Genomic DNA, 21296 nt, shown 5'->3' on the forward strand with positions numbered 1-21296 from the left:
CCATCCAAAAGCTATATGGATGGTCCTCTTTTTTGGTACACTATATATATTCACAATGTAAATGGAGGGTTTCAAATGACAGAGCATTTAAAAATTGGTTTTATTGGTACGGGTGTTATGGGGAAAAGTTTAGTAAAGCATTTATTGAAAGCAGGTCATGAAGTCGTTATTTATACAAGAACGAAAGAGAAAGCCGAGGAATTAATAACAATAGGTGCATCTTGGGTGGAGCATGCAAGTGATGTAGCTAAAAATGTACATATTATTTTTACAATGGTAGGTTATCCGCATGATGTAGAAGAGATCTATTTTGGAAAAAACGGTATTTTTTCTGTGGAGAACAAAGGTCTAGTTGTAATCGATATGACTACGTCTACTCCAACTCTTGCAAAAAAAATCAATATAACAGCAAAAGAGAAAGGAATGCTCTCATTAGATGCCCCAGTTTCAGGTGGAGATATCGGCGCGCAATTAGGTAAACTTTCCATTATGTGTGGGGGAGATAAAGAAACATTTGAACAAGTGCTGCCTGTATTAAATCTATTTGGCGAAACAATTTTATATCAAGGTCCTGCTGGAGCAGGTCAACATACGAAAATGTGCAATCAAATTACGATTGCTACAGGGATGATTGGGGTTTGTGAAGCACTTGCCTATGGGAAAAAGGCTGGACTAAACTTAGAACATGTCCTACGGTCTATCTCAACTGGAGCAGCTGGATCATGGTCTTTAAGTAATTTAGGACCTCGAATGATTGCTGAAAATTACGAACCTGGATTTTATATTAAACATTTTGTAAAAGATATGAAAATAGCACTAGAAGAAGCTGAAAACATGAATTTACAATTACCAGGATTGCAACTGGCGAAATCTATGTACGATGAGTTAATAGCAAAAGGTTACGAAAATAATGGAACCCAGACGTTAATAAAAACATACGAATGACATAGTAATTATTTACTGCTATATGATACAATCGGATTATTCAAGTTGTTAAGGAAAGGGCGATTTATGTGAGTGACCATAAAGGAATATTACTGGAAAGTGGAACAAATGAGTTAGAAATAGTGGAATTTCAAGTAGGATCTAATAACTTTGGAATTAATGTTATTAAAGTAAAAGAAATCATTCAACCAATTGCTGTCACATATATTCCACATGCACATCCACATGTAGAAGGTATCGTTCAACTTCGTGGGGAAGTATTACCAGTTGTTAATATGAGTAAAGTTCTAGGACTTCCAGCTATCAATAGTGAGCAAGAAAAATATATAGTTGCAGAATTTAATAAACAACGAGTAGTTTTCCATGTTGACAATGTTACTCAGATTCATCGGATTTCTTGGGACCAAATAGAAAAGCCCTCCAATATTTATCAAGGTGGAACTTCTCATGTAATAGGTGTTATTAAACGAGAAGATGTAATGATTCTCTTACTAGATTTTGAGAAAATTATTGTAGACATTAACCCAGAGTCTGGTATAAATGTAGAATCTGTCAAAAAACTTGGTCAGCGAGAGCGTTCCAATAAGAAAATAGTCGTTGCCGAAGATTCTCCACTTCTGCGAAAGCTATTACATGATACATTAAACGAAGCAGGCTACGTTAATCTGGAATTTTTCGAAAATGGAAAGGACACTCTTAACTATTTAGAACAATTAGAAAAAGTGTCACCAGATATTTCGGAACATGTTCAAATAGTGGTGACAGACATTGAAATGCCTCAAATGGATGGTCATGCTTTAACGAGAAGTATAAAAGAAAATAGCCACTTATCTAAACTTCCAGTACTTATTTTTAGTAGTTTAATAACGGATGATCTTCGTCATAAAGGCGATCAAGTGGGAGCAGAAGATCAAATTAGCAAACCTGAAATTGCAGAACTAGTATTAAAAATAGATAAATTTATATTGTAAAAAAAACTAGCGTGAAAAGAATTCTTTTCACACTAGTTTTTTTTCGTTCTCGAATGATTCCATTCTCATTTAATACCGTAACTGCTGTACCAGAATAAATGAGTGACTAACCATCTATTATCGATCTAAATAGGATTTCATCGTTTGCGGGCGATTGTTTGTTACTCGCGCAGATTTTTTAGCAAAATGTGTAGTTTGGCTTGAGGACTTTTTGATGATAGGCTGAGGTCCTATATAATCGGTAAGAATTTGTCTTGCAATTCTTAAATTCATTTTTCTAATGGGGTTCCGATATGTATCATCGAGATGCCCAAGATGTTGTAGTTGTTTAAAGTCTTCTTTAACAGGTATAATATGGAAAAAATAATCTGCGCATTGTATTAATACGGAGGATTGCTGTTGACTATTTCTCGGATTGCGAACAAAATGAAGACCAATTTTTTTAGCTTTATTTTCTACTATTAGTTTTTGAATTGCTAATTTCTTTAGTTCATAAAGCGGTTTATTATCGATTGCTGTCTTAGCATGTCTATTTACGGTGTATATTGCAGTAGCTATTTGTTCTTCAACGCTGGTGGCTATCATAAATTCCTCCTACGAAAGCTTTTTATATACTCCATCATACCAATTTTCCAAGTAATTGTGTAAACAAATCAAAAAAATATTGTACAAAAGGATTTTAACCTTTAATATCTAAAGATAGTGAGAATTGTGTCGATAAAATGAGGTAAAGTATTATTATTTATAAATTGTATCGTATTCTTCAGTGCGCTACATAATGGAGGACTACATGAACAAATCTACAGATACAAAGCAAGCTATTAGTAATTATTTAGTTGATGTAATCCAAGATAATTTATTTCTACTTACTTGTATTTTGAAAAAAAATAGGAAAAATGAGTTTTCAATTATATATCTAAATAATGCTGCAACAAACTTTTTGGCAAAGATAAATACAGTTTCCCAATCCTTATCATTAGAAAATATTTGGAATCAGCTGCCTATTCATACAAATTTAGAACAAAAGCAGCAGGTGCTATATAATTTCCCATTAACACTTGAAGATGAGCTATATGTGTTTGATATTTCGATTGTTTTAATAGAAGAAGGATACAATAAAGTGTACGGAATTACAATGAATAACAAGACAGAAGAGGAAATTGAAAAACGTGTTTTAACAGAAGTGAAAGAAAAATATCTTTCACTTGTAAACAATAATTTAGATTCTATTTTCTCTATTGATGAAGACGGTATTATTCAGTATTTGAATATGGTGACTTCAAAAGTTTTCGGATATGATCCTGTTAAGCTGGTCAAGCAACCAATCGAAAAATTGATTGAAGAAAATTCCTTAAGAAATTTCCAACTTATGATGAAGCAAACTTTAAGTGGTTATGCTACTGAAATGCAGAATTGTTTAATTCAGCACGATAAAGGTCATTATATTACCACTTACTTAAAAGCTATTCCTATACAAAATAAAGAGATAGTAACTGGTTTTCATTTAATAATTCGGGATACAATGACAGACACGGATGAACAAAACCAATTATTTTATCTTGCTTACCATGATCATTTAACGGGATTATGGAATCGAAGAGCATTAAAAGAGCATTTACGTGATAATTTAATTCAAGCAAATAGCTTACAAAGTGAAATAGCCATTATACGAATTGACTTAGATAGATTTAAGCTTATAAATGAATCACTTGGCTATAGCTATGGAGATGAATTATTAAAGAAAATAGCAGATCGTCTTGGCCTTTATATTGATAAAATGAGTAATTTATATAGACAAAGTGGAGATGAATTTGTTTTTATTTTAAAAGGTAAATCTCGAGAAGAGACGAGCTTGTTTTCCGAAAGTATTTTAATGGAGCTTTCTAAACCCATTTATTTGGACCATCAAGAATACTTTGTTACTGCTTCTGTAGGAATCTCTATGTTCCCTCATGATGGTAATAAAATTGATGAGTTGCTACTCAAAGCCGACCAAGCTTTATATGTAGCAAAAGACAGAGGACGAGCACATTATCGTTATTTTCAGGAGCAAATGAACTTATCTTTTCCAAACGAAGCATTAATGGAATCCCATTTGCGAAGAGCGATAGAAAAAGAAGAGCTTTCTATTCATTTTCAGCCACAAGTTAATTTAGTGACAGGTGAAATAAACTCTTTTGAAGCCTTACTTCGCTGGAATAATAGAAAGTTTGGTTATGTCTCACCCATGCAATTTATCCCACTTGCGGAACAATCGGGGATGATTATGCAAATTGGTGATTGGGTATTGGAAGAGGTTTGTAAACAGTTAAAATATTGGCAAGAGAAAGGTTATCGTGAAGTTCGTATTGCCGTAAATATTTCACCCCAGCAATTTAAACAAGAAAATTTTGCGGTTAAAATTCGGGATAAAATACGTAAATATAATATAAGTCCTTGCTCATTAGAAGTAGAAATTACCGAGAGTGCAATGACTGATATGCAAGATACGCTTACAATGTTAAAAGAGTTGAAAGACATTGGGATCGTTATTTCTATCGATGATTTTGGAACAGGATATTCTTCTTTAAGTTATTTGAAAAAGTATCCGATTGATATTATTAAAATTGATCAGTCGTTTATTAAAGATATGGAATTGGATGAAAAAAATGCAGCGATTGCAACTACGATTATTCAACTGGCACATAGCTTAGGAATGGAAGTTATTGCAGAAGGTGTAGAAAAAGATAAGCAAGTGGAAATATTAAAGGCTGCAAATTGTCAAAAAGCCCAGGGCTATTATTTTAGTCGTCCAGTACCAATAGACGATATTAACAAATCATATATGAAATAACACACGTGCTGATTAACCAAAAATACGCAGTAAATTGCTTATTAAATGGTGATAACACACTAGGCACTCTATGTATAGGTGCTTTTGGAGTGCTTAGAACTGACCGAGTTCTACACCATTACCGGGATTTCTTAATGAGGAGGGATGCGACAAAGTCGCATCCCTCCTCATTTTTTCGATAATCGTGTATCCTTGCGCATTTCTTGTGAAATTTTAATAGTGGAAATTGGATAATCAACAGCCATGATGGATTAAGTAAAAACGAAAATTTCTTTTAGAGATTTACGTTATTTTTTTAAATATTATGATAAAATAAATGAATGAATATTCATTTATTTTAAAGGGGTGCTGACCAATGTTGAAAGAGAAGACGATTATCGTTACTGGCGGTTCAAATGGGATGGGAAAATACATGGCAATGAAGTTTGTTTCAGAAGGAGCAAATGTTGTCATTACTGGTCGTGACTTAGATAGGCTAGAAAGCGCAAAAAAAGAAATTGAAGCATATGGTAATACGATAGCCATTTTTCAAATGGATGTGCGCATTCCAGAGCATGTTTCAGCGATGGTGGAGTTTACAGATAAAACATATGGGCAGATCGATGGTTTGGTAAACAATGCAGCAGGTAATTTTATTGTAGAGTCAGAGAAACTTACACCTAATGGCTGGAAAGCTGTTATTGATATAGTTTTAAATGGATCTTTTTACTGTTCCAATGCGGTAGGGAATTACTGGATAAGTAAAGGCACGAAAGGATCTATTTTGAATATGCTTGTAACTTATGCATGGGGAGCAGGGGTGGGCGTAGTTCATTCTGCAGCCGCGAAAGCGGGAGTTATGTCACTAACTAGGACTTTAGCGGTTGAGTGGGGAACTAAATACGGTATTCGAGTGAATGGTATTGCTCCTGGCCCAATTGAGCGAACAGGTGGAGCAGGGAAACTCTGGGAATCAGAGGAAGCTGCAAAACGAACCATGCAGTCCATTCCATTAGGTCGCCTTGGTAAACCAGAAGAAATTGCAGAGCTTGCCGCATTTATTTTATCTGATAAAGCCTCCTATATGAATGGAGAAATTGTAACATTAGACGGAGGTCAATGGTTAAATCAATTTCCATTCTAAAAAATTATGAATAGTTTGTAAGCGATTTCACAGGTTTTTATTCCTTTCATATGCTATCATAGTTTTATACGTTATGTTTTCATAACATGAAAACAAACAAAGGAGTAGAATACAATGATATTTGTTAGCAGCAAAGATTTTTTACAAATTCCGATTGAGGATTACATTATTTCAGCGGAAAAAGTAGCACATGTACAATTAGGAAATAACGCTGAACATGCATTATTAGTATTAACTAAAACTGGATACTCTTCTATTCCAGTGCTAGACGTGAAATATAGACTGCAAGGTTTAATAAGTACACAACAAATAACAGATGAAATATTAGGATTAGAACATATTGAATACGAACGACTACCAGATTTAAAAGTAGATAGTATTATGAAAAAAGATATACCAGTCATTCATTTTAATGAAAAATTTCAAAAAGGTTTAGATTTATTAGTTAACAATCCTTATGTTTGTGTAGTCGATGATGAGCAAACATTTTTAGGTATATTAACGAGAAGAGTTATTTTAAAGCAAATGAAAAAGTATTTATATCAATCACAAGAAACTCAAGTGTAAAGACAACCTGGGAAGGCCTCTTATAAAGGCCTTCTTTTTTTAAGTTAAAAAGTATATACGCTTCTTCTCATTAACTATCCAGACTACAGTACTTTTCGGGCACTCTCTTGGAAAAGTATCTACATCCATTCACTTTTAAGATGATCGTTGTCGGATTGCTTTGGAACGGACAACTATATCATTACCGTGATTTCTGAGTGAGAGGGACGTGAAGAATTCACGTCCCTCTTATCTTGTCGATAATCGTATGACGGTCGTCTGCCCATTTCTCTCCTACAACCTCGAAATACAAAGTAATAAGCTTTGGGAATAAAGGAATTGACCCTGCATTCTTATAGGTTACAGCAGAAGACAATCTAAAATCGTGACATCGTGTCCCAACGACAGCCAAATAAATTTACGGCGAGCTGTGCGCAGGAATATGATCCACGCTATGTGGACCTAAGTTGCAATTTTGGCTACGCAGTCCTTATTTATCTTGTTACGATCATTCTTTTACTATGAAATGGGGGGGGAGTTTTGAAGAGTAAAGCAACAAAAAGACCTTTTGTATTAGTAGCGGTGATGCTTGCGATGTTTATGGGAGCCGTCGAAGCGACTATCATTGCAACAGCTATGCCCAATATAACATCTGACTTAGGTGGCTTTTCTCGATATAGTTGGGTATTTTCAGCTTATTTATTAATGAGCACAATAACCGTTTTAATTTATGGGAAGCTGGCGGATTTATTTGGAAGGAAAATAATATTTTTTATTGGCGTTACATTATTTTTAATCGGTTCATTCCTTTGTGGTTTCGCTACCTCGATGGAGCAATTAATTGTTTACCGCTTAATACAAGGGTTAGGTGCAGGAGCAGTACAACCAATTGCGACCATTATTATAGGAGACATTTATCAAGGAGATGAACGCGCAAAAATACAGGGTTATTTAGCGAGTGTTTGGGGGATATCCGCTGTTTCTGGACCTGCTATAGGTGGGATATTAGTAGAAACAGTCGGATGGGAGTTTGTATTTTGGGTGAATATTCCATTAGGTCTTATTGCGATGCTTGGAATAGTACTATTTTTGCATGAGCCTGTTTCAAGTAAGAAGCCAGTAGTTGATTATAAAGGGGCTTTGCTAATGACGGTTATCCTGTCTTCTTTACTATTTTGGTTAGTAGAAGGAGGGCAATCTTTTCCTTGGATATCTTTAGTAAGTTTTAGTTTACTGGGTGTAGTGATGATTGGATGTATCATTTTTCTTAAAGTCGAAAGAAAAGCAATGGAACCATTTATGCCAATAGTAATATGGAAAAACAAAATAATCTTGTTCGCCAATCTAATTTCATTTTCTACCGGTGTAATTTTAATAGGCTTATCCAGTTATTTACCAATGTATGTAACTGGTGTAATGGAGCAAAAAGCAATTGTTGCTGGATTTACATTAACTGCTGTATCTATTGGCTGGCCTCTTGCGTCAACGGCAGCAGGCCGTTTACTTCCCAAATATGGAGCATCCAAACTTTCGTTTATAGGGACAATATTTTTAATGATTGGAACTTTTTCTTTTATTTTCATTTATCCTTTACTTCATCCGATTATAATTGCAGTATGTAGTTTTTGCATTGGTATTGGTATGGGACTTACAAGTACATCCTTCATTGTAACGATTCAAGAAGCAGTCACGCATGAATGGAGGGGCGTTGCAACAGCCAGTAATTTATTTATGCGTAATTTCGGGAATATGTTTGGAGCGGCTTTGCTTGGAGTCATTGTAAATAAAACAATTAGCAAATATTTAAGTATTCATTCATCCACATTTGAATTAAGTAGCGTAAATCAGTTGCTTGATGCAGATGAACGAAAACTATTCTCTATGGAGCAGCTATCATTTTTGCAAACAGGACTAGAGTATGCACTCCATGGAGTATTTATTGCATCTTTTATCTTCGCAATAATTAGTTTTGTATTAGTATTTGGACTACCTAAAAAGAAAGAGGTTTAAAAATGACATCAGATTTTCTCATTATTAAAGTATTAGCAGAAGAACAAAATATGCGAAAAGCAGCTGAGAGATTATTCCTTTCTCAACCAGCTCTCTCTCTACGTCTTCAAACCATTGAGAAAGAATGGCAGACAAAACTATTTTTACGATCTCAGAAAGGGTTAACTCCAACACCAGAAGGAGAACTTGTAATCGAGTATGCTGTAAATATGCTTCAGCAGAAAGAAGAAGTATATGAGGCGATTCAGTCGTTAACCTCTAAAGTACATGGAACGTTAAAAATTGCTTGTGCTTCCATCGTAGGTCATAATTGGCTGCCGAAAGTTTTGAAAGATTTCGTACAAACGTATCCGGAAGCAAAGATTTCCCTTCTTACAGGCTGGAGTTCGGAAATTGTAAAATCTATATACGATGGTGAGGCACAGATTGGAATTGTACGTGGACAAACAGATTGGAAAGGAAATAAAATTCATTTATTCAGAGATACACTTTACCTTGTGGATAAAGAGATGACTTCGGTTAACGATGTTTTAACAACAGAGAAACCATTTATTCAATTTAAAAGTGATTCTAACTATTATCAAGAAATTCAGCAATGGTGGCAAAAACATTTTTCGATTAATCCAAAGAGACAAATAATCGTAGATCAAATTGAGACATGTAAACAAATGGCTTTAAATGGTATTGGATACGCGATACTTCCTTCCATTACATTGACCGGTCATGAGGACGTGCAGAAGATACCTTTGACGAACGATGAAGAGCAGTTTGAGTTAACGAGAGACACTTGGCTTATTGGTTATGATGCTGCATTTGATCTTCCACAAGTAGAAGCTTTTGTCAAAATTGTAAAAGAACATGCAAAAAAATTTCAGTAAGGAACTTCCATCTACGATAAACGTACTAATATATATACATAAAAAGGGGGAAATTAAATGCGTATCCAAAAAATTACATTGGTTATTTCTGCACTCTTTATCTATTTTTTGCTATTACCAACAATTGAAGCCTCGGCTGCACCTAACCTACAAGTAAAAGCAAATGCTGGATTTAATGGTAAAGCGAAATATGGGAAAGGATTTCCAATTACTATTACCGTTGAGAATAAAGGGGACGCCTTTTCAGGAGATATCGTATTAGATATTTTGGAATCCTATAATCTTGGAAATGCACAAGCGACCCCATTTGAAATTGGTGCGGGAGAGACAAAGACAATTCAGGTTGCAGCGTCTGGAATGTCCGAAGACTATATGTATCAAGGGTCTACATTTCAAATGATTCACTTTTACGAAGGTGGTTGGGAAAAAGGAAAGTCCATTGATTTTAAAGGCACTAAAAATTTAAGAGTAAGCTTTAATGATCCATCATCTATATTTTATTTATCTTTCACCAATAGTGCTGACAGGTTAAAAGTATTAAGCCAAATAAAACAACAAAATCAAATAAGTAACCAAGTGATTCATGTAGCTCAACTGAGTAACTTTACGCTCCCAACAGGGGCTGAAGCTTGGGAGATGGCAGATTATATTATCATAGATGAATTTGTCCTTGCAGATTTAGAAGAGCAACAACAACAAGCGCTTGTTGACTATGTTAGTGCAGGAGGCTTTATTGTAGTTGGTGCCTCTGACAATACAGAAGTGGAATTAGGCAAGTTAGGAGAATACTTACCACTAACTCTTCAAACAAGTACCCAATCTTTATCGCCTGAAAAAGTACTTGGTTTGACTGCAAATAACCCATTGTCCAATGCTTTAACAGTGTATGATGCATCTTTAAATGAGGGAGCAACCCCGTCATTTAGTATAGATGGAACAATAATAGCCGCAAAGAAACAATTAGGTAAAGGTGCCATTATTCAAACAACCTTTTCTCTTGGTGATGAACCCTTATCAAAAGACCCTGTCTATAGTGACTTGATGACTACAATTGTACAGTCCGTAAAAGCACAAAATACATCTAATAATATGATGTATGGCTACAATGGAAAGGATCAACTTGTGTATGAAGTAGGAAACACAAACTCATTATTTAGCTCATTCAAAGTATCAACACCTTTAATGATTAGTATTGTGCTAATTTATATGATACTAGTAGGACCGCTCTTATACCTTTTATTGAAAAGAAAAGACAAACGAGAGTACGCGTGGGGCATTATTCCACTTACCGCTATTATTGCATCCGCTGCTATTTTCGGCTACGGAGCGAAGGATCGTATTGCACGTCCACAAGTACAACAATCCTCCTTCTTATATGTTAATGAGGATAATAGTTTAAGTGGTTATTATGCTGAATCCTTATTAAGTAATAAAAGTGGAGAATTCTCATTTGTTGCACCAACATCCACTACAATGGTTGCCCAAAGAAATAACAATTCATTTAATGGTCAGAATATGAATGTACATGAAGAAGCTATTATTGAAAAACATGCTTCTAATAGTGAGTTAACGTTCAGAGATGTAGGTTACTGGTCCGTCTCGAATTTCTTTGGTGATACACATCTGAAAGACGTGGGGAATTTTGAAGTAGACCTTCGAGTAGATGCGAGTAAATTAATTGGAACAGTAAAGAATAACTTTCCATTTGCTCTGAAAGAAGTTTCTGTTTGGTCTGGAAGTAAACTCATCAAGTTAGGTGATCTTCAGCCTGGTGAACAGCTAGAAGTGAATAAAGACTTAGGAACTGTTATGTTAACACCAGCCTCCAATCCATATATAAATAGAAACTACGGCATGAATATTGGAAATCAAATTGATTTAACTGAGCAAAGAAAGCAATCTTTATATTCTTCTAGTCAAATGTTCAATCAATTAGGTAGTAGTCCAGCAATAACGGCCTTTGCAGAGGACAATCTAATTCCAATCGAATTAAAGGACAAAAAAGTGGAGATGTCTGCTCTCCATTTAATTATTCAGCCGTTCAAAGCTGAAACGATTTTTGCAGGTGATTTTGTGCTACCAGCTACAACGTTTACGGTAAATGTTAATACAAATGAATTTGGAAAGTATATGGAACCAGTGCAAAATAGCAATTTAGAATGGTATTTAGATGATGGTGAATATAACATCTATTGGAAAATACCTGATACCATTCCTACTAATAAAGTAATGTGGACACAATTACAAATAGCGAATACCGATCGAAGTTCTCAAACAATTGAAATTTGGAATATTGAAACAGAAGCTTTTGAACCAATAGAAGAAAGTAGATTTACAATTTCCGAAAACATTCAAAATTATATTAATGATTCCGGGGAAGTATATTACAAATTAATCAAAAAATCAGCTCAAGGTGATCCGTATACAAGACTTCCAGAGGTTCGCTTAAAAGGGGAGGTTCAGAAATGATAGAGATTAAAGGGTTAACAAAAAAATACGGTTCTTTTTATGCTTTAAATGATTTAAACCTTACCCTACAAGAAGGAACTGTATTTGGATTTGTGGGGGCAAATGGAGCAGGGAAATCGACAACTTTTTCTATATTAGCTACACTGCTACAACCAACTTCTGGAGAGGCTTATGTGAATGGGAAAAGTGTCAAAACCGAACCGCATGAAGTAAGGAAACAAATAGGTTATATGCCTGACTTTTTCGGGGTCTATGATCAACTAAAAGCTAATGAGTATTTAGATTTTTACGGCGCAAGTTATGGAATTCCAGAGGTGGAGAGACAAATTCTGATTCCCCAACTACTAGAGTTGGTTAACCTAACGCATAAACGTTATGACTACGTAGATCTATTATCAAGGGGGATGAAACAACGTTTATGTTTAGCGCGTGCACTTATTCATGATCCTAAAGTGTTGATACTGGATGAACCTGCTTCGGGACTTGATCCGCGTGCTCGTGTGGAAATGAGAGATATCCTAAGACAACTAAAAAATATGGGGAAAACAATTTTAATATCTTCGCATATATTGCCAGAGCTTGCTGAAATGTGTGATGAAATTGGTGTAATTGATGGGGGTAAATTGATTGCGCACGGCTCGGTTGATGAAATTCAAGCACAACTTGCAGGGGAAAAACAAATTTCGGTGAGGGTTAAAGGTTTGTTGGAGAATGCTGCAACGTTTTTTGAAGAAGATCCATTTGCTTCAAAAGTGGAAATACATGAAGAGAAAAGTACCATTATATTTAATTATCGAGGTTCCGAAGAAGATCAAATTAATTTGTTGAAAAAAGCTTTAGACCAACAACTAAGAATTATTTCCTTCTCGGAGACAGAAACGAACCTTGAAGATGTCTTTATGGAAATTACAAAGGGGGCGAAATAAGATGAAGCAAGCCTTTTCAAATCCAGTATTAGTAAAAGAAATTAAATTACGCTTTCGTTCCCTAAAAAGCTTTACTGGAATTCTCTTTTATTTACTTGCAATGTCTATCTTTGTTTTCGGTTTTATTATGTTGACCACTTCCTTCACAGGTACAGGTTATTTTCGACCAGAAGAAAGCTTTTTCATGTTCTCTATGCTGACATATATTCAGTTAGGTCTTATTGTCTTTATTACTCCTGGGCTAACAGCAGGTGCCATTAGTTCTGAGAGAGAAAAGCAAACGTTAAATATATTATTAACTACATCTCAGACTTCCTTTCAAATCATTATTGGGAAGTTAACATCGTCTATTGCTTTTCTTCTCTTGTTATTAGTTGCAGGATTACCAATCTACAGTTTAGTTTTTCTTTTTGGAGGAGTATCTCCAGGACAGCTCGGCATCATTTTCTTATTCTTCTTTTTAACTATGCTTGCCATTGGTGGAATAGGAATAATGTATTCAACAATTATTCGTAAAACGATAGTTTCAATGATTGCAACGTATGGAACAATGATATTTCTAACTGCGGTTACTGGTTTTATTTATCTTGTCATTACTGGAATGAATTCTATGGCAACAGGTACACTAACTTCCTCACCAATTGGTCACTTTTTTGCAAGTATTAATCCGATTGTGTTAATGCTTACGCTTATCACTCCAGGGTCGGATGATTTTATTACACAATCTACAAAGGTAGAATTTCCAATTTGGGCTGGATATACAATTTTTTATGCTTGCATAACTATTCTATCTGTATTTATTGCTGTAAAAAAATTACGTGTGAATATGAAACGTAAAAAATGAGGAGGAATTATAGATGAATAGCCAACATAAGCTAATTCGTTTCGTCCATAAAGCTAGACGTAGACTTACAGTAGAGCACTACATTAGAATGCTCCAAGCTGCTTTGTTTTACGGATTCACTTCTGCTGCGTCTATTCTATTTGTTTCTCGCTTATTTGTATTTCCATACTATATCCGAACCGCAGTTATTGTTGGAGGTATTGTTTTTGTCGCAGTTTTTGTATACGCATTTTGGAAACGACCTTCCAAAGAAGCGGCACTTCATAAACTAGATTCCTTTTTCCATGATAATTTATTAATTTCTGCAGTATCGTTTCTTAACGAAAAATCTATGCTTATTAAAGGTTTATTAGCAAAGGCAGAACTGGGCTGTGAGAAAGCATTTGAGAAATTTAAACAACGAGAAAAACACTATTTACAGCCTAAATGGCTTCTAGGATTTGTTCTTGCACTAGCGTCAGCTTTAGTACTGTATGCTTTTCCAGCGGCAACACAATTAGAAGCAAAGGATATGGAAAAAGAAGATCGAGTTGTAAATGAAATGAAAAAAGAAATAGAAAAACTTGAGAAAAAAGAATTAGCGAAGTCCGTAAAAAAAGACTTGAAGGATTTAAAAGAAAAGCTAAAAGAAGTAGATACTGCAGAGGAAGCGTTACGTGAAGTAGTGAAAAAACAAAAAGAATTGGCTTTAAAAGAACAAAAGCTTGAAAAGAAGAAAGAACTATCGGAACAAGAGGGATCGACTGAATCGTCTTTAACAGCAGATGAACAAAAAGAATTAGCCTCTTTAGAAGAGGTAAATAATACATTGGCGAAAAGTGCTGCTTCTACTCAGACTGCTTTAAGCAAGATGGGTAAATCCTTCCCATATAACGCTAGTGCAGTAGCACAAGGAAACTCGACCAACACCAATAGTAATAATAAAAATAATGGAAGTAATACAGGAAAAGGAAACCAACAAGGCTCCGGTCAAAATCAAAGTGCTGGACAAAACAATCAAGGCCAGGGTCAAGGCCAGGGTCAAGGTCAAGGCCAAGGTCAAGGCCAAGGTCAAGGCAAAGGTCAAGGCCAAGGTCAAGGTCAAGGTCAAGGCCAAGGTCAAGGCCAAGGTCAAGGTCAAGGTCAAGGCCAAGGTCAAGGCCAGGGTTCAGGGGCAGGAACCGGCTCTGGTGGAAGAAATCTCCTTTCAATTCCAACAAGAGTTGGGGGAACTTCTGAAACTAGCGTAGATGGAGGAGAGCTTGGAGAAGGAAAATCTACAAGTGAGCAACCAGCAGAAGGACCGGTTACTCGTGGTTCGGCAAGACCGTACGAAGAAGTTGTTAATGAATATTCAGAATCATATATAAAGAGTTCAGAGCGTATGCAATTACCCTCGGACCTGCAGCGAATTGTGCAAGATTACTTTTCATCAGTTGAAAATAGCGAATAATGGAGGAAACTAATGACTTTCACAACAGAAGATTATGTAAATATAAGTAAACGGTTAGATGAAGTACGTGCAGAGATTGGGAATTTCATCGTGGGTCAAAAAGAAGCGGTGGAGTTTTCCATTTACTGCGTTTTAGCAGATGGGCATGCACTGTTAGAGGGTTTGCCTGGACTTGGTAAAACCATGCTTATTCGAACAGTTTCAGAAGTGTTGGATCTATCTTTTTCGCGAATCCAGTTCACCCCTGATTTAATGCCATCTGATATTACGGGAACAAGTATGATTGAACGTTTAGAAAATGGTAAGCAGCAATTCACCTTTCAAAAAGGTCCTATTTTTAGCCAAATGGTTTTAGCAGATGAGATTAACCGAGCAACACCAAAAACACAAAGTGCTCTATTAGAGGCAATGGGAGAAAAAACGGTAACGGTACTAGGAGAAACGAAACAAATGGATAGACCATTCTTTGTACTTGCTACACAAAACCCCATTGAAATGGAAGGAACATATCCTTTACCAGAAGCTCAAATGGACCGTTTTCTGTGCAAAATTTTGGTCTCTTATCCTTCCAAGGAAGAGCTTATGGAAATTACAAAGCGAACAACGGGCGGTCAAACCATTGAGTTAAATAAAATAATGAATGCGGAAGAAATTGTACATGCACAGCAAATGGTGAAAGAAGTTCTAATCGCAGATGATATGCTGGAGTATGCAGTAGATATTATTGCAGCGACCCATCCGGAGGCGGCAGTAATTCCTGAAATTGCAAAGTATGTTCAGTATGGAAGTGGACCTCGAGGTTTACAAAGTCTTATCAAGCTTGCGAAAGCACGTGCGCTAGTTGCGGGACGTTATCATGTCTCTATTGCAGATATTAAATCAGTTGCTAAGCCTGTACTTAGACATCGTTTATTACTTAATTACGAAGGAGAAGCAGAAGGTAAAACAGCAGATGAACTCGTAGATCTTGTATTACAAACGATTAAGCAAGGACAAACCGTATGAGTACAGATCAATTAGTACCAAAGGATTGGGCAGGTAAACTGAGTCGGCTTTCCATCTCGACAAGATCAAAGTTACGTGGTCAACATAAAGGTTCACATCGTTCCGCACGTTTTGGTGCTTCTCTCGATTTTTCGGATTTCCGAGAATATGCTCCAGGTGATGATGTTCGTCAAATAGATTGGAATGTATATGCTCGAACAGATAAGTATTTTATTAAACGATTTTTAGACGAACAGGAAATGCGAGTTCATGTATTGCTAGATTCAACAAAATCAATGGGAGATCCATTGAAATGGACATTTGCCAAACAGCTAGCTGTTTCTCTGGGGATTCTTGTACTACAAAGAGATGATCGTTTATCGTTTTCAGTCGTAACGACTGAAAAGAAACCACCATTTCGACGGAAGGGAGCAACCTATCGAAAAGCATTTACACAGACTGTTTCTGAATTAAAGGAACCAACTATGATACAGTCATTTGTTGAAAATGCCCCTATTTTTTTACCAAAAGATAGTACTGTATTATTTGTTATTTCGGATTGCTTAGAAAGTCTTGAGTCGTGGGAGAGGTTACTTCAAAAGCTACCAAAGTTTGCTGGTGATATTCGCATTTTGCAGATTGTTACAAGTGACGAGCTTGCACCATCTTATACAGGAGATGTCCAACTTGAAGATGTAGAGACATCACATCAGTTAAATGTATCGATGTCTTCTCGTGTACTGGAAACATATGAGCAAGAAAGAAAATTACATCAAAGAGGCCTTGAATTATTATCTAGTAAATTTGGAGTGAAAATGGTTCAAGTTAATGCAGAAGATGGGATTTCACATGTATTATTTCATCAGCTTTTACGTGCAAATTGGGTGCAATGAGGTGAGAATATATGGGGTTTAATCAACTAGTATTTTTATGGACAGCGATATTTCCAATAGCTGTATTGCTTTATTATTTCTTTCGAAAAAAATATACGAAGCAGTCTGTTTCTTCTACTCTTTTTTGGCAGGAAGTGATGAAAGAAACGAAAGCATCCCCTTATTTGCAGCATTTACAACGCAATGCTTTATTTTATTTACAAATGCTTGCAATGATATTACTTGTTTTTGCTTTACTTCAGCCGTTTTGGAAAACGAAAGCGCTTGCTGGGGAACAAGTAATCTTTATCGTAGATACTTCTGCAACAATGGAAGTAAATACAAATGATACCACGCTTTTTGAACAGCATAAAAAAGAGATGCTAAGTCTTATAGATCAATTATCAGGAAAGCCATTAACAGTGATTACTACGGGAAATCAACCAGCTGTTTTACTGCGCCAAGAAACGAATCTTAATCTTATTAAAAGTGAGATTAATAAATTAGAAGTAAGCTATGAAGACGAAAATATGTCGAAGTCATTAGATTTTGCCCAATCCTTTTTCCAAAAAAAGGCTACCTCCGTATATATTTTTACAGATGAGTTAGATAGACAATCATTGCCTCTGCAATATGAAAATGTTAGTTGGAATGTGGAAGGGCAAACATCGGAAGTAACCAATACGTCTATTAAACGTTTTGGTGCAACGAAAACGAGTAGTGGAATTTCTGCTCTCATTCAACTAGAAAATCAGTCGAACAAAGAACAGGTAACGACTCTAAGTCTTTCAAACGAGCAGAAAGAGTTAGTGAAAGAAAATGTGACAATACCACCAAATGAAACGGTTACGTTATCCTTCGATGAAATGGTAGAATCTTCTTATTTAAAAGCATCTTTAGATGTTCAGGATCAATATGCTTTAGATAATACGATCACTGTATTTATGCAGGATCAATTATCCAAAGTGTTTGTGGACAGTTCTATGCATGCACTTGTTCGTACTGCATTTCAATCGATGGACATAGAAGTGAGCAGTGTACCAGCTGAACAAGTGGGTTTATTGAAGGAAGAAGGCATAATCGTAACGAATCAATTCGGTTTAATTGAACAACTAGAAAGTGCCTCCTTATTTATTGGTAGAAATGACGTTTCTGCAAAAGAGATAAATGGAGTCGTTCAAACTACTGAACATCCTCTTTTTTCATTTGCTAATTTATCGGATATTTATGTAAGTGCCGTATACCCACCGATCGATGGATATACTACCATTGCGACAGTAGGTGAAGAGCCGTTTATACAGGTATCCCCGCGTGGAGATATTATCATTCTTTCCGATATTCAAATGACGGATTGGCCACTAAGTCCTTCATTTCCCTTATTCATGTGGAGTGTGAAGGAACAACTGTCTGCCGGAAATACGTATATAGGGACTTTTTCACCGAATGAGCGAAAGCCGCAGTCACTTGGAAGTGCATTAAATGAATGGGAAATTTACACAATGGACGATTCTTATGAATATTCCATTGAAAACGGTGGAGCTTTTATTGCACCGAAGAAGCCAGGGTTATATGTGCTTCGTTCGAACGACATAGAAAAGAACTTTGCGGTTGCTTTATCTCAAAAGGAAAAAGAAATTGCAAAAGGAGCTACTTATCAATTAAGTGGACAACAGATAGATCAGCTGGAAAATTATGATCAGCATTCGTTTGTCCCTTATATTCTAGTACTATTATTGTTATTGTTTGTTATGGAGTGGGAGGTGCAAAGACGACGTGGATTTACGAGTTGACCAACCGCTATGGCTTTTAATACTTATTCCAATTGTTATTTATTTTATGTGGACATGGAGAAAAGATAAAAAGATTTTTCGAAGAGAAGGAAAAGTAGTATTTTTTCTTCGACTTGTTGCTGTTTTCTGCTTAGTTCTTGGTTTAACAAATCCTTATCTTTTATTACCCATTAAAGAAGAACAAGTTCTCTTTTTAGTGGACCGTTCAGCTTCTGTCCAAGGCACTGAGCAACAAGTGACAGAATGGATTGAAGAGAGTCTATCTTCTCGAAAAAATTCACATGTTGTAGGGGTATATACATTTGCAGAAGACTTTCAATCGGAAGTTGCGTTAACTGCTGAAGAAGTAAATTTACCGGTATTTACACCGATGAAGTCACCTGGAAATACGGATATAGCAAGAGCTTTACAACTATCTACAGGTATAGTAGATCCTAATAAAGCGACAAGAATAGTTCTGTTCACGGATGGATTAGAAACAAGTGGATCCGTGGCAGATGAGTTAGTGAAAATTGCTGGGGGAAATGTCACAATAGATGTTGTACAGCTAGAAAGAGTAGCCTCGGAAGATGTTGCTGTCACATCTTTTGAAACTCCGCCAGTTGCTTTTGAAGGAGAACAACAGCAGCTTAATGTTAAATTAGAAGCAACTACGGATACTAAAGGAGAGCTGCTTCTTTATCAAAATGACCAATTATTGTCACGAGAACAAATTACATTAGAAAAAGGAACCAATAGCTTTACGTTCCGAAATGCTTCTAAAGGAGAAGGACTATTAAAGTATCAAGTTCAGGTGATAGTTCCTGATGATGGCTTAATTGAAAATAATAAATTGACGAGTGTGACAAATGTAGAAAGCTCTCCAAGACTGTTAGTTGTCACAAACGAAGGAAGTCATTCTAATATTCCAACGGTTATTGATCAAGAAGTAATAACAACTGACGTAATAGACGCAATTGCACTACCTTATGATCTATCCAATTATTTAGCTTATGATGCTATTATTTTTGACAATGTCCCTGGGCACGCAGTAGGGGAGCAGAAAATGACAGTTATTGAACAGGCTGTGAAAAATTTCGGTGTTGGCTTTATGATGGTTGGAGGTAAAAATAGCTTTGGCTTAGGAGGGTATTTCAAAACTCCAATTGAAAAGCTATTACCTGTTGAAATGGAAATAAAAGGGAAGCAACAGTTGCCATCTCTAGGGTTAATTATTGTGATGGATCGTTCAGGCAGTATGAGTGGTTCTAAATTAGAATATGCTAAAGAAGCAGCTGCACGTTCTGTAGAGATGCTTCGTGACGAGGATACACTTGGATTTATAGCTTTTGATGATCGTCCTTGGGAAATTATCGAGGCAGAACCCCTTTCCAATAGGGAAGCTGCAGTAGAGAGTATTTTATCTGTAGGATCCGGTGGGGGAACGGAAATTTATTCGGGTCTGGCTCTCGCATATGAACGTTTAGCTCCATTAAAGCTTCAAAGAAAGCATATCATTTTACTAACAGATGGTCAGTCTTCTACTAGTAATGACTATCAAACGTTAATCGAAGAGGGAGCAAAGAATTTAATTACGGTGTCGACTGTTGCCGTGGGGCAAGATGCGGATAGAGCACTACTGGAAAGTTTAGCTGAAATGGGTGGAGGTACCTTTTACGAGGTGGAAGATGAATCGACCATTCCTGCTATCATGTCAACGGAGACAGCAATGATTTCTAGAACATATATTGAAGATAATCCTTTTTATCCGGTTATTTATGGTGATGCAGCTTGGACAAGTTTATTTGCAGACGGCGTTCCACAAATGAATGCATATATTGCAACGACTCCTAAGCAAACTGCTACAGTAATTGCCGAAAGTGAGAAGGAAGATCCTGTACTAGCGGAATGGATGTATGGATTAGGAAGAACGATTGCTTTTACCTCTGATTCTACTGGAGAGTGGAGTGGAGATTTCGCTAGATGGAGTAATTGGGGAGACCTTTGGAACACTGCCATTTCAAGACTTCTACCAGCATATAGTGAAGTTCCTTTTACAATTCAAAAGGCTAGTGACGGCAGTTATACGGTAACGGATCCTTCGGGGAAATCTTCTTTTATTGAAATAGCTGCGGTAAATGAAAAAGGAGAAGAGCTACCAGTATCGTCAGAGCCGCTTGCACCAGGCAAATCGAGAGTGACTGTTGATAGTGAACCAGGACTAGTGTTTTTCCGAGTATCAAATGAGCAAGAGGCAGTGTATCAAGCAGGTATTTCTATTCCATATAGCGAAGAATATAAAGTCCAAAAGCCAAACACAGGAAATCTGGAGATGATCGCTAGTCGGACAGGTGGAAAGATGCTTACCGAAGCTTCTGAAGCATTCCGAACAATCGATTTAAAAAGTTCTGAAAAACAATCTATCCAGCAGTTCCTTATACTCTCTGCAATAATATTGTTCTTCATGGATATCACGATTAGAAGATTTGGGTTTAGACAATTGCTTGCTCCATTTTCTCAAATGAACCGGAAAAAAGAAATTAGTGCTAACACGGATGTAACAAGCAATGTAGAAAAACTCGTAAAAGGCAAAAAGAATCGTTAAAAAGCTGCTAGTGAGAAGTGAACTGCCCCTATTGCAGTTCAGAAATTCACTAGCAGCTTTTCGTGTTATGGCCCAGTCCATATCATACT

16 protein-coding genes are annotated in these 21296 nt (G+C 36.2%); 15 read left to right on the forward strand and 1 reads right to left on the reverse strand.

Features of this window, described 5'->3' with window-relative positions:
• The first annotated feature begins 75 nt into the window (after positions 1-75).
• Positions 76-945 carry an NAD(P)-dependent oxidoreductase gene (locus tag MHH81_RS04930; protein WP_340918584.1) on the forward strand — a complete coding sequence of 290 codons (870 nt, stop codon included), beginning with the start codon at positions 76-78 and terminating at the stop codon, positions 943-945.
• Between the two features lie 68 nt (positions 946-1013).
• Positions 1014-1916, forward strand: coding sequence for a chemotaxis protein (locus tag MHH81_RS04935; RefSeq protein ID WP_340918586.1), 903 nt, complete (start codon positions 1014-1016; stop codon positions 1914-1916).
• Positions 1917-2033: 117 nt separating this feature from the next.
• Here MHH81_RS04935 and MHH81_RS04940 read toward each other — a convergent pair whose 3' ends face one another.
• Entirely contained in the window at positions 2034-2501 is a 468-nt protein-coding gene (locus MHH81_RS04940; protein WP_340918588.1) for a YkyB family protein, read from the reverse strand.
• A 205-nt stretch (positions 2502-2706) separates the two neighbouring features.
• On the opposite strand from MHH81_RS04940, the gene MHH81_RS04945 reads away from it, so the two are divergent.
• The 13 genes from MHH81_RS04945 to MHH81_RS05005 all read left to right on the forward strand — a co-directional run bounded on the left by MHH81_RS04945 (position 2707) and on the right by MHH81_RS05005 (position 21207).
• Positions 2707-4749 carry a sensor domain-containing protein gene (locus tag MHH81_RS04945; RefSeq protein WP_340918590.1) on the forward strand — a complete coding sequence of 681 codons (2043 nt, stop codon included), beginning with the start codon at positions 2707-2709 and terminating at the stop codon, positions 4747-4749.
• Positions 4750-5104: 355 nt separating this feature from the next.
• Entirely contained in the window at positions 5105-5872 is a 768-nt protein-coding gene (gene fadH / locus MHH81_RS04950) for a 2,4-dienoyl-CoA reductase (protein ID WP_340918592.1), read from the forward strand.
• Positions 5873-5986: 114 nt separating this feature from the next.
• Positions 5987-6439 carry a cyclic-di-AMP-binding protein CbpB gene (gene cbpB, locus MHH81_RS04955; protein ID WP_340918594.1) on the forward strand — a complete coding sequence of 151 codons (453 nt, stop codon included), beginning with the start codon at positions 5987-5989 and terminating at the stop codon, positions 6437-6439.
• A gap of 519 nt (positions 6440-6958) precedes the next feature.
• Positions 6959-8428, forward strand: coding sequence for an MDR family MFS transporter (locus MHH81_RS04960; protein ID WP_340918596.1), 1470 nt, complete (start codon positions 6959-6961; stop codon positions 8426-8428).
• A 2-nt stretch (positions 8429-8430) separates the two neighbouring features.
• Positions 8431-9306: a LysR family transcriptional regulator gene (locus MHH81_RS04965; protein WP_340918599.1), complete on the forward strand. Its 876-nt coding sequence runs from the start codon at positions 8431-8433 to the stop codon at positions 9304-9306.
• Between the two features lie 57 nt (positions 9307-9363).
• On the forward strand, positions 9364-11775 hold the full coding sequence (locus MHH81_RS04970; RefSeq protein ID WP_340918602.1) for a hypothetical protein: 2412 nt from the start codon (positions 9364-9366) through the stop codon (positions 11773-11775).
• On the forward strand, positions 11772-12701 hold the full coding sequence (locus tag MHH81_RS04975; RefSeq protein ID WP_340918604.1) for an ABC transporter ATP-binding protein: 930 nt from the start codon (positions 11772-11774) through the stop codon (positions 12699-12701). Before MHH81_RS04970 ends, MHH81_RS04975 begins: the two co-directional genes overlap by 4 nt.
• A gap of 1 nt (position 12702) precedes the next feature.
• Positions 12703-13545 carry an ABC transporter permease gene (locus MHH81_RS04980; RefSeq protein ID WP_340918606.1) on the forward strand — a complete coding sequence of 281 codons (843 nt, stop codon included), beginning with the start codon at positions 12703-12705 and terminating at the stop codon, positions 13543-13545.
• A gap of 13 nt (positions 13546-13558) precedes the next feature.
• Positions 13559-14977 (forward strand): hypothetical protein, encoded by a 1419-nt coding sequence (locus tag MHH81_RS04985; protein ID WP_340918608.1) that lies wholly within the window; start codon positions 13559-13561, stop codon positions 14975-14977.
• Positions 14978-14989: 12 nt separating this feature from the next.
• Positions 14990-15982: an AAA family ATPase gene (locus MHH81_RS04990; RefSeq protein WP_340918610.1), complete on the forward strand. Its 993-nt coding sequence runs from the start codon at positions 14990-14992 to the stop codon at positions 15980-15982.
• Positions 15979-16854, forward strand: coding sequence for a DUF58 domain-containing protein (locus MHH81_RS04995; RefSeq protein WP_340918612.1), 876 nt, complete (start codon positions 15979-15981; stop codon positions 16852-16854). Before MHH81_RS04990 ends, MHH81_RS04995 begins: the two co-directional genes overlap by 4 nt.
• Before the next feature lie 11 nt (positions 16855-16865).
• Entirely contained in the window at positions 16866-18623 is a 1758-nt protein-coding gene (locus MHH81_RS05000) for a vWA domain-containing protein (RefSeq protein ID WP_340918614.1), read from the forward strand.
• Entirely contained in the window at positions 18607-21207 is a 2601-nt protein-coding gene (locus tag MHH81_RS05005) for a VWA domain-containing protein (protein WP_340918616.1), read from the forward strand. The genes MHH81_RS05000 and MHH81_RS05005 overlap by 17 nt, the downstream gene beginning before the upstream one ends.
• The last annotated feature ends 89 nt before the right edge of the window (positions 21208-21296 follow it).

It is taken from the genome of Psychrobacillus sp. FSL H8-0484 (genome assembly GCF_038005325.1).
Lineage (GTDB): Bacteria > Bacillota > Bacilli > Bacillales_A > Planococcaceae > Psychrobacillus.

Bases quoted from the DNA above. Each gene is read 5' to 3' on its own strand.
- fadH (WP_340918592.1), top strand. From the start codon at position 5,105: ATGTTGAAAGAGAAGACGATTATCGTTACTGGCGGTTCAAATGGGATG.
- cbpB (WP_340918594.1), top strand. From the start codon at position 5,987: ATGATATTTGTTAGCAGCAAAGATTTTTTACAAATTCCGATTGAGGAT.
- MHH81_RS04990 (WP_340918610.1), top strand. From the start codon at position 14,990: ATGACTTTCACAACAGAAGATTATGTAAATATAAGTAAACGGTTAGAT.
- MHH81_RS04970 (WP_340918602.1), top strand. From the start codon at position 9,364: ATGCGTATCCAAAAAATTACATTGGTTATTTCTGCACTCTTTATCTAT.
- MHH81_RS05000 (WP_340918614.1), top strand. From the start codon at position 16,866: ATGGGGTTTAATCAACTAGTATTTTTATGGACAGCGATATTTCCAATA.
- MHH81_RS04975 (WP_340918604.1), top strand. From the start codon at position 11,772: ATGATAGAGATTAAAGGGTTAACAAAAAAATACGGTTCTTTTTATGCT.
- MHH81_RS04980 (WP_340918606.1), top strand. From the start codon at position 12,703: ATGAAGCAAGCCTTTTCAAATCCAGTATTAGTAAAAGAAATTAAATTA.
- MHH81_RS04945 (WP_340918590.1), top strand. From the start codon at position 2,707: ATGAACAAATCTACAGATACAAAGCAAGCTATTAGTAATTATTTAGTT.
- MHH81_RS04965 (WP_340918599.1), top strand. From the start codon at position 8,431: ATGACATCAGATTTTCTCATTATTAAAGTATTAGCAGAAGAACAAAAT.
- MHH81_RS04940 (WP_340918588.1), bottom strand. From the start codon at position 2,501: ATGATAGCCACCAGCGTTGAAGAACAAATAGCTACTGCAATATACACC.
- MHH81_RS04985 (WP_340918608.1), top strand. From the start codon at position 13,559: ATGAATAGCCAACATAAGCTAATTCGTTTCGTCCATAAAGCTAGACGT.
- MHH81_RS04995 (WP_340918612.1), top strand. From the start codon at position 15,979: ATGAGTACAGATCAATTAGTACCAAAGGATTGGGCAGGTAAACTGAGT.
- MHH81_RS04930 (WP_340918584.1), top strand. From the start codon at position 76: ATGACAGAGCATTTAAAAATTGGTTTTATTGGTACGGGTGTTATGGGG.